Below are 8,094 nucleotides of genomic sequence, written 5' to 3' on the forward strand. Positions count from 1 at the left end.
TAAGGAGGCCCTGTAAAGACATGATGAAAACCGTCATCATCTGTCCATGCATCAGTCAGCGATTTTTCACGAGTTTACCATTTCACAGCACTTGGTCATTCTGCCTTCCACTTGATTACCGCAGAACGACTAATTGTCACAAATTAACCCATTATTCTACATTATCGATTACTGTTAATAACCTCCTTTTTAATCTAATTTAGTCCCTAGCATAAAGCCCGATCGCCAAACCTGCAAGCGACGAGCACGCAAGCGTATTGGGCGGACAAAAATAGACGAGTCGGATAATGACTCGCCTATGATAAGGGAAATCCCCAGGTGGGGGATGAATGAATATTAGTTTGGTTACTAGCTGAAACTATACGCCGCCAAGGTTAAAACCTTGGGGGGACGCTATAGTAAGTCACGCAAATTTTCGTGTGACAGCGCTCACCATTATCTCATAAAGCGGCTTTCTTACTAAGAACTGCCCAAATACCCGAACATAGGCCAAAAACCGATGACAGCGGTGTTTTGATTGAATACTTGGAAAATACCGAATATACCACGATTATTTATCCGGTGCACCGCGTCATTAACGAACAATATTGGGCTTGATTTTTAGATCGTTAAGGCTATGATGGAACAGTACCATCAAATCTAAGGAGTAGGGTCCGGTGCGTTAAGTGCCAGCGGAACGGAATGTGAACGCTGGACGAAGGCTTCGCCGCGGTATTGGACCCGCATTCGCCTAGCACCATCAGGCGTCTCCGCAAAAGGGAGATTGTCCATATGCAGACATTATCATTTTCCAGCCCCAAGCTGTCGACGAAAACCGTCGTCAGCCTCGCACTATTTGTGGCCTTATCGTTGGTGTTGAAACGCTTCACCTTCGGGACCAATTTCTTGCAGCTTTCGCCGGTGTTCATCGCTGCGATCTTAATGGCTTATTATCTTGGCCCATGGGTCGGGGCAGTTGGCGCGATCATTGTCGATCAGCTGAACGTCTTAGTCTTTTTCCCAGGATTAGACTTTCCGGGCTTCACGGTGACGGCGGCGTTAACGGCAGTGATCTATGGGGTGTTTTTGTATCAAAAGCCCATCAAGCTTTGGCGTGTGGTCGCGGCGGTGCTGTTAGTCACCGTGATCGGCGATATTGTCTTGAACACCATCTGGATCGATATGATGGGCACACCATGGCAAGGAATCATTTGGCTGCGCTTGGCCAAGAGTGCGCTGATGTTGCCGATCCAAGTTGCGGTCGGCTTTGCCGCCTTAAAAGCCGTGGCGCGCACCCGGCTTAAAATTTAGTCTAAGCGGCCGCTATCTGTTCATGAGTGAACAGATAGCGGCCTTTTTGGTTGGACTAGGTTGTTGTGGGAAAAAGCGTTACAATAGCTGAGTTATCCCCCTTTTTGGGAATATTTGCAAGCTGATTTTCAACAATGGTAAACTAGTGACAAAAACAGGAGGCAGACAATGTACACGTTGGCAATGGATACGTCTAATCAAGCAATGAGTGTGGCAGTGATGCATGACACCACGCTGATGGCGGAAACGACGATCAATCATAAAAAGACGCACAGCGAGCAATTATTGCCAACGATCAAGACCTTATTGGCTGCCGCAGAATTGCGCCCCCAACAACTGGATCGCATCGTGGTCGCAGACGGCCCCGGTTCTTATACCGGCATCCGCATTGCCGTCACCACAGCCAAGACGTTAGCCTACACCTTGCAAAAAACCTTGGTCGGGGTATCGAGTTTGGCCGTTTTGGCCGCAGGCGTCACCGGCACCAAAGCATTGATCGTGCCGGTGATGGATGCGCGGCGGCAAAACGTGTTTGCCGGCGGGTATCAATGGATCGATGATACGTTGACTAATGTGATCGCAGATGCGCATTTACCATTGACTCAGCTGCTTAAGGAAGTGCAAGTCTTGAAGCAGCCGGTCATCTTTGTCGGTGCTGATGTGGTGAAATTTGCGCCAGATATTCGCGCCACCTTAGGCGCTCAAGCTGGTTTTGCTGATGCGTTGAGTGCCTATCCGCAAGCTCGGCGCTTGGCAGTATTAGGACAGCACGCCAAACCGGTTTCAGTGTTTGATTTCGTCCCCCGCTATCTGCGGTTAACCGAAGCAGAGTCGACTTGGTTACAGACTCATCACGACGAAGGGCATGAGCCATATGTTGAGAAAGTTTAAAGCATGGTTTGAAAATACACCGCCGGAAGCGTTGACCTTCGCCCCCCAAACGGTGATCTTAGCTCAACAAGAGTATCAATTGCGAAAAATGACCAATGCTGATATTGATGCGGCATTAACGATCGAACGGGCGGTTTATAATGATACGCCTTGGGATCGGGTGGCGTTTTTATCCGAGCTGCGCAAACGCGAACACTCGCTTTATCTGGTCTTGACCCAAGGTGAAGATCACTTGGTGGTGGCGTTTGTCGGGTGTTGGTTTTCCAAAGCGGAAGCGCATATCACCAATATCGCGGTCACCCCAGGCCTGCAACACCGTGGCATCGGGCGTTTTTTGATGCAGGTGATGATGGCCAAGGCACGGGATTTTGGCAGCGACCAGCTCACGTTAGAAGTGCGCGTCGATAATGTGATCGCCCAAGCGTTGTATCATCAGCTGGGCTTTGTCGATGGCCGGGTCAAAAAAGGATACTATGTCGCCAATCATGCAGACGCCTTAGATATGGCGCGCGATTTACGCGATTGACAAGACGAGGAGGCAATTTTGAGTCAAGCAGAATTAATCTTAGCATTTGAAAGCAGTTGTGATGAAACCAGCGTCGCGGTGATCAAAAACGGCAATGAGATCTTGTCCAACATCATCGCCACACAAATCAATTCCCACAAGCGCTTTGGCGGCGTCGTCCCAGAAGTGGCCAGCCGCCATCATGTCGAACAAATCACCACCGTCGTGGATATGGCTTTGAAAGAAGCAGGGGTCGACTATGACCAGCTGGATGCCGTCGCCGTCACTTATGGCCCAGGGTTAGTCGGGGCGTTATTGATCGGCGTGACCGCGGCTAAGGCCATCGCCTTTGCCCATGATCTGCCGCTGATCCCGATCAACCATATGGCCGGGCACATTTATGCCGCGCGCTTCGTCAAGCCGCTGCAATATCCTTTGTTGGCGTTAGTGGTTTCTGGCGGGCATACTGAATTGGTGTACATGCCAGCTGCTGGTGAGTTTGAGATCATCGGCGACACGCGCGATGATGCCGCCGGTGAAGCTTATGACAAAATTGGCCGGGTCTTAAACATCCCTTATCCTGCCGGCAAAGAAGTGGACCGCTTGGCCCATCTGGGTCAAGATACGTTCCATTTTCCGCGGGCGATGGCAGCCAGTGATGATCTAGATTTCAGTTTTTCGGGGTTGAAATCGGCCTTTATCAACACTGTGCATCATGCCGACCAAATTGGCGAACAACTCAGTCGCGAAGACTTAGCCGCCAGTTTTCAAGCGGCCGTGGTGGATGTTTTGGTGGAAAAAACACTGCACGCTTTGCAGGCTTATCCTGTCGCGCAACTGGTCGTCGCCGGTGGCGTCGCGGCCAACCAAGGCTTGCGTGAAGCGTTAACCGCGGCGCTGGCCACCAGTGCGCCAGCCGTTGAACTGATCGTGCCGCCGTTGCGTTTGTGCGGGGACAATGCGGCCATGATCGGCGCTTGTGCGCATATCGAATTGGCCAAAAAGCATTTTGCAGATGAACGGTTGAATGCGGATCCTGGGTTGAATTTTGCGCATGCTTAACTCGCAGGCCATGCCGGCAAAAGGGCACAGTCTGCTGTTGAATCGGCGTTAACGGAGGAAAACCATGTATCAAGCAGTGGCGACGGATCTGGATAGTACCTTCATGCATCATGGCATGACGATCCCGGCTTTGAATCGGCAAACTGTCTTGCAAGCAACCGCCAATGGGGTGCGATTCATCATCGCTTCTGGGCGCCAGCAGCCGGCGATCGATCAGGTATTAAGACAATTAGGGGTTTGCGGCGCTCGGGTGTGTCTCAACGGCGCGTATGTGGTCGATGAAAGCGGGCAGCTGTTGGCAGCCATGCCAGTCGCGCCGGCATTGATCGACCGTTTATTTGACCAAGCCAAACAAGCTGGCGTCAACATGATGTGTTATCGTGCCCATTCTGTGGCCCGCTATGATGTGACCAATGCGTTTGCGTGGTGGACGGCGTTTTTGGTCCACAATCCAGACAATCGCTTGTTTAAAGACCGTCCGCGCCTGCACCAGCTGCTGGCCCAAGCGCCGGTGTATAAAGTCGGCTTCAACAGCCCTGACCACGCCCAGCTAGTGGCGTTAGCGCGGCGCCTGCAAGGGTTGGGGGCGTTTGAAATGGTGTGGGCTTCAGCGAATTTCTTAGAGATCACCGCGCCTGGTGTGACCAAACTCAGCGGGCTGATGACGCTGGCGCAAGCTTGGGGCACTGAGGTGAAACAGTTTGCAGCGTTTGGTGATTATGAAAATGACCTGGCGATGCTTGCCGGCGTCGGTTTAGGGGTGGCGATGAGCAACGCCTTGCCAGCGGTGAAAGCCGCCGCCGACGTGGTGGTCGATAATGCCGATCATGCTGGCGTCGGGCGCATGCTGGCGCGATTATTGCAAGCCGGCTGATCAGCCATTGGACCACAAAGCGGCCGTGTGTACTGGACACACGGCCGCTTTTTTGGTGGCAGGCATTATTGATCTGAATAATCTTCAAGCTTGAGGCTGGCTTCTTCCCAAGCATCTTCAGTGGCTTGGGTCTTTTCGGCTAGTGCGTCGAGTTGTTGTTGCAAGGCTTGCATCTTGACGTAATCGCTCAAAACGTCAGGAGCGGCCATTTGTTCTTGGATCGCGGCAGTTTGTTGTTCCAGTTGTTCCATTTCGGTTTCGAGTTGCGCCACGGTGCGTGCCAGCTTGCGTTGGGCCCGCTGTGCCTCTTTAGATTGGTGATAATCCACAGCCGCTTGAGAAGGGGCATCAGCGTCAGGGTCAATGCCAGCTTGTTGGGCTTTTTCAGCCAGCTTTTCGGCTAGCTTTTCTTGGTAGTAGTCCCAATTGCCTAAGTAGACAGTGCCGCCATCGGGTTCGATCGAAACGATGGTCGTGGCCAGCTGATTAATGAAGTAGCGGTCATGGGAGACGAACAAAACGGTCCCAGAAAAATCAGCTAAGGCTGCTTCTAAAACTTCCTTAGAATTGATGTCCAAGTGGTTCGTGGGTTCATCTAAAATCAAGAAGTTATCGTGTTTAAGCGATAGTTTGGTCAATTCAAGCCGGGCTTTTTGACCGCCGGATAAGTCAGCGACGGTTTTTTGAATATCGTCGGCATCAAATAAGAATGCTGCCAAAGCCGCCCGGACGTCTTTTTCTGCCATGGTGGGATGATCATCCCAGATCTCTGCCAGCACGGTTTTGTGCCAGTGCAATTGATGCTGGTCTTGGTCGTAATACCCAGTGGTGACATTGGTCCCAAACCGTGCACTGCCAGCCAAAAACGGGATCTGGCCTAAAATACTTTTGAGCAGCGTGGATTTACCGACCCCATTTGGGCCGATGATCGCGATGCGGTCGCCTTTGTTGACTTGAAAATCGATGGGGCCGGCCATGGGCTGATCAGGCGCATAGCCGACCGTGACATTTTGCACGTGCAGGACTTCGTTGCCGCTGGTCGTTTCCGGTGTGAATTGAAAATGAACCGTCTTTTCCCGCCCTTGGGGACGCTCGAGCACATCCATTTTTTCCAGCTGTTTGCGCCGGGCTTGCGCTTGTTTGGTGGAACTGGCGCGGACGATGTTTTTATCCACGAAGTCTTGGAGCTTATGGATCTCTTCTTGCTGTTTTTCGTAGGCTTTCCAAGCTAAGGCCTGATTTTCCGCTTTTTGTTTTAAATAACCGGAATAGTTGGTCTTGTAATGGGTCGCTTTGGTCGGACTTAATTCGTAGATCTCTTGGACCACATGATCTAAGAAGTACTGATCATGGCTGACCGTAAGAATAGCACCTTGATAAGTTTTCAAGTAGCCTTCAAGCCAAGCCAGCGTTTCGATATCCAAATGATTCGTCGGCTCGTCTAAAATGATCAGATCATGATGTTCCAGCAGCAGCTTGGCGAGTGCCAGCCGCGAGCGTTCGCCGCCGGATAAGGTGCCGATGGATTTTTCATAGGTGCTTTCGTCAAATTGGAACCCATGAAGAACAGAGCGGATCTCCGCTTGATAGCCATACCCGTTTTGGTCTTGGAAATCATGTTGGATCTGATCGTATTGCGCCATGGTTTGGGCATAAGCGTCAGCGTCTTGGGCCAGTTTGGGATCGGCGATCTGCGCTTCTAAAGCGTGCATGCGCTTTTCCATGGCGATCAATGGGGCAAAGATCGTCAGCATCTCTGCGAAGATCGTGCGGTGTGAGTCCAACCCAGAGTCTTGGGCTAAATAGCCGATCGACATGTTCTTGGTCGTGGTCACTTGGCCATAATCAGGTGGGTTGAGGCCAGCAAGGATCTCCAAAAGGGTGGTTTTACCGATCCCGTTAGGACCGACTAAGCCAACGCGGCCACCGGTTTGGACTTCTAAATTGATGCCCGTAAACAAATCGGACCCGTCAAAACTGCGGCCGACTTGTTGTGCCTGCATGATGATCACGCGTATCGCTTCCTTTCAAATAAAATTCAGTACTCCTAATATAACACATTTAGTACAGCTGTTTCTTTATGGATATGTGAATTTTTTTGCTCAAAGGATACCGATTTACTTGCGTTACGCCGGTAAACCGGTTACTATCGTTTTAGAAGCATGACTGACGAAAATCATTGAAAAGCGAAATATTGCACAATATTGCGCCACCTTATAGGAGGACAGACAACATGGCAGAAACGATCATTCCTAAAGCAACCGCTAAACGCTTACCGCTGTACTACCGCTATTTGACGTTCTTGGCAAATGCCGGTACGACGAAAGTGAGTTCCACCGAACTATCAGAGGCGGTCAAAGTTGATTCCGCAACGATCCGGCGAGATTTCTCGTACTTCGGGGCGCTGGGCAAGCGTGGTTACGGTTATGACGTCAAAGATTTGATCACGTTCTTTAAGAAGATCTTGAACCAAGATCGCTTGACGAATGTGGCGCTGGTGGGGGTCGGGAACTTAGGCCACGCCTTGTTGAATTATAATTTCCGCCAAGCCAACAACATCCGCATCAGCGCAGGCTTTGACTTGAATCCTGACATTGCCGGCACCATCCAAAGCGGGGTGCCGATCTACCCAATGGCAGACATGGTCGAACAATTGAAGGAACAACAAATCGAAATCGTGATCTTGACCGTGCCGACAGACGCGGCCCAAGACATTACCGATGGCTTAGTCAAAGCCGGCATCAAAGGGATTATGAACTTCACGCCGCTGCGCATTTCGGTACCAAGTTATGTGCGGGTCCAAAATGTGGATTTAGCCACCGAGTTGCAGACCTTGATCTACTTCCTGGAACATTACGGACCGACGCTAAAAGACGCTGAAGCCGATAAAGCACAATAAAAGAACAACCGCGATTATGATCGCGGTGTTCTTTTTTTTGCGGTCAAAACTAGTACAGTTAAGCGGCGCGTGAATGGGGATCAGGTGGCTGTGAGGTTAAAAAAGGCGCATTCTTTTCAGAAATCGTTCGGAAACGCGAAGATCGTCTTTCCCTGCTTTGGTGACGTGACAGGCAGGGGAAATTGGATATGGTGCAATAATGAGCAACAGGGATAGCGACCAATATTTGGCTTATAATTGACCGGATTTTTGTTACACAAGCCCTGAAAATGAGGGGAAACTTCGTGAATTTTATTTTTTTGCCAATATAAATGAGAATCGCTAAATTAAAATTAATACAGTTTGCATCCTAGAATGGAGCAAAAAGCACACAATTAAAGGCAAATCGGCTTGATCGCCACCACCGCAAATGGTGCAACTGACGCAAAGCGGTCGACCCAGTCAACACCGAAGACTATATTGCCGCAACTGAGCAGCACCAAAAAAGGCACTGCAATGATGTGAACCCCCAGGTTTGGACAACAATCCAAATCTGGGGGTTTTACTATGGTCAAGTTTGATCTAGATTTTCGC

Annotated in this window: 8 protein-coding genes and 1 riboswitch; of the genes, 6 read left to right on the plus strand and 2 right to left on the minus strand. The window is 50.5% G+C overall.

The window, feature by feature from the left end:
• Nucleotides 1-640: 640 nt before the first annotated feature.
• A riboswitch (THF riboswitch) is annotated at nucleotides 641-734 on the plus strand.
• 37 nt (nucleotides 735-771) lie between these two features.
• The 5 genes from EKM91_RS13250 (at nucleotide 772) to EKM91_RS13270 (ending at nucleotide 4,622) form a co-directional block, all read left to right on the plus strand.
• Nucleotides 772-1,290, plus strand: coding sequence for a folate family ECF transporter S component (locus EKM91_RS13250; protein ID WP_125754374.1), 519 nt, complete (start codon nucleotides 772-774; stop codon nucleotides 1,288-1,290).
• 168 nt (nucleotides 1,291-1,458) lie between these two features.
• On the plus strand, nucleotides 1,459-2,181 hold the full coding sequence (tsaB, locus tag EKM91_RS13255) for a tRNA (adenosine(37)-N6)-threonylcarbamoyltransferase complex dimerization subunit type 1 TsaB (RefSeq protein ID WP_125754375.1): 723 nt from the start codon (nucleotides 1,459-1,461) through the stop codon (nucleotides 2,179-2,181).
• Nucleotides 2,165-2,707 (plus strand): ribosomal protein S18-alanine N-acetyltransferase, encoded by a 543-nt coding sequence (rimI, locus tag EKM91_RS13260; protein WP_125754376.1) that lies wholly within the window; start codon nucleotides 2,165-2,167, stop codon nucleotides 2,705-2,707. Before tsaB ends, rimI begins: the two co-directional genes overlap by 17 nt.
• 18 nt (nucleotides 2,708-2,725) lie before the next feature.
• Nucleotides 2,726-3,748: a tRNA (adenosine(37)-N6)-threonylcarbamoyltransferase complex transferase subunit TsaD gene (gene tsaD, locus EKM91_RS13265; protein ID WP_125754377.1), complete on the plus strand. Its 1,023-nt coding sequence runs from the start codon at nucleotides 2,726-2,728 to the stop codon at nucleotides 3,746-3,748.
• Nucleotides 3,749-3,812: 64 nt separating this feature from the next.
• A complete protein-coding gene (locus EKM91_RS13270; RefSeq protein ID WP_125754378.1) occupies nucleotides 3,813-4,622 on the plus strand; it encodes an HAD family hydrolase in 810 nt (269 codons plus the stop codon).
• 65 nt (nucleotides 4,623-4,687) lie between these two features.
• On the opposite strand, the gene EKM91_RS13275 is transcribed toward EKM91_RS13270, so the two are convergent.
• A complete protein-coding gene (locus EKM91_RS13275; RefSeq protein ID WP_125754379.1) occupies nucleotides 4,688-6,634 on the minus strand; it encodes an ABC-F family ATP-binding cassette domain-containing protein in 1,947 nt (648 codons plus the stop codon).
• 221 nt (nucleotides 6,635-6,855) lie between these two features.
• Here EKM91_RS13275 and EKM91_RS13280 point away from each other — a divergent pair, with 221 nt between their 5' ends.
• Nucleotides 6,856-7,521, plus strand: coding sequence for a redox-sensing transcriptional repressor Rex (locus tag EKM91_RS13280; RefSeq protein WP_125754380.1), 666 nt, complete (start codon nucleotides 6,856-6,858; stop codon nucleotides 7,519-7,521).
• Between the two features lie 374 nt (nucleotides 7,522-7,895).
• Here EKM91_RS13280 and EKM91_RS14140 read toward each other — a convergent pair.
• Nucleotides 7,896-8,094 (minus strand): hypothetical protein (locus EKM91_RS14140; RefSeq protein ID WP_225419536.1); only part of this gene is annotated, 199 nt, incomplete at its 5' end.

The sequence above is a fragment of the Lacticaseibacillus baoqingensis genome, from assembly GCF_003946165.1.
Classification (GTDB): domain Bacteria; phylum Bacillota; class Bacilli; order Lactobacillales; family Lactobacillaceae; genus Lacticaseibacillus; species Lacticaseibacillus baoqingensis.

Coding starts and splice junctions, on each gene's coding strand:
- tsaB (WP_125754375.1), top strand. CDS start 1,459: ATGTACACGTTGGCAATGGATACGTCTAATCAAGCAATGAGTGTGGCA.
- EKM91_RS13280 (WP_125754380.1), top strand. CDS start 6,856: ATGGCAGAAACGATCATTCCTAAAGCAACCGCTAAACGCTTACCGCTG.
- EKM91_RS13270 (WP_125754378.1), top strand. CDS start 3,813: ATGTATCAAGCAGTGGCGACGGATCTGGATAGTACCTTCATGCATCAT.
- EKM91_RS13250 (WP_125754374.1), top strand. CDS start 772: ATGCAGACATTATCATTTTCCAGCCCCAAGCTGTCGACGAAAACCGTC.
- rimI (WP_125754376.1), top strand. CDS start 2,165: ATGTTGAGAAAGTTTAAAGCATGGTTTGAAAATACACCGCCGGAAGCG.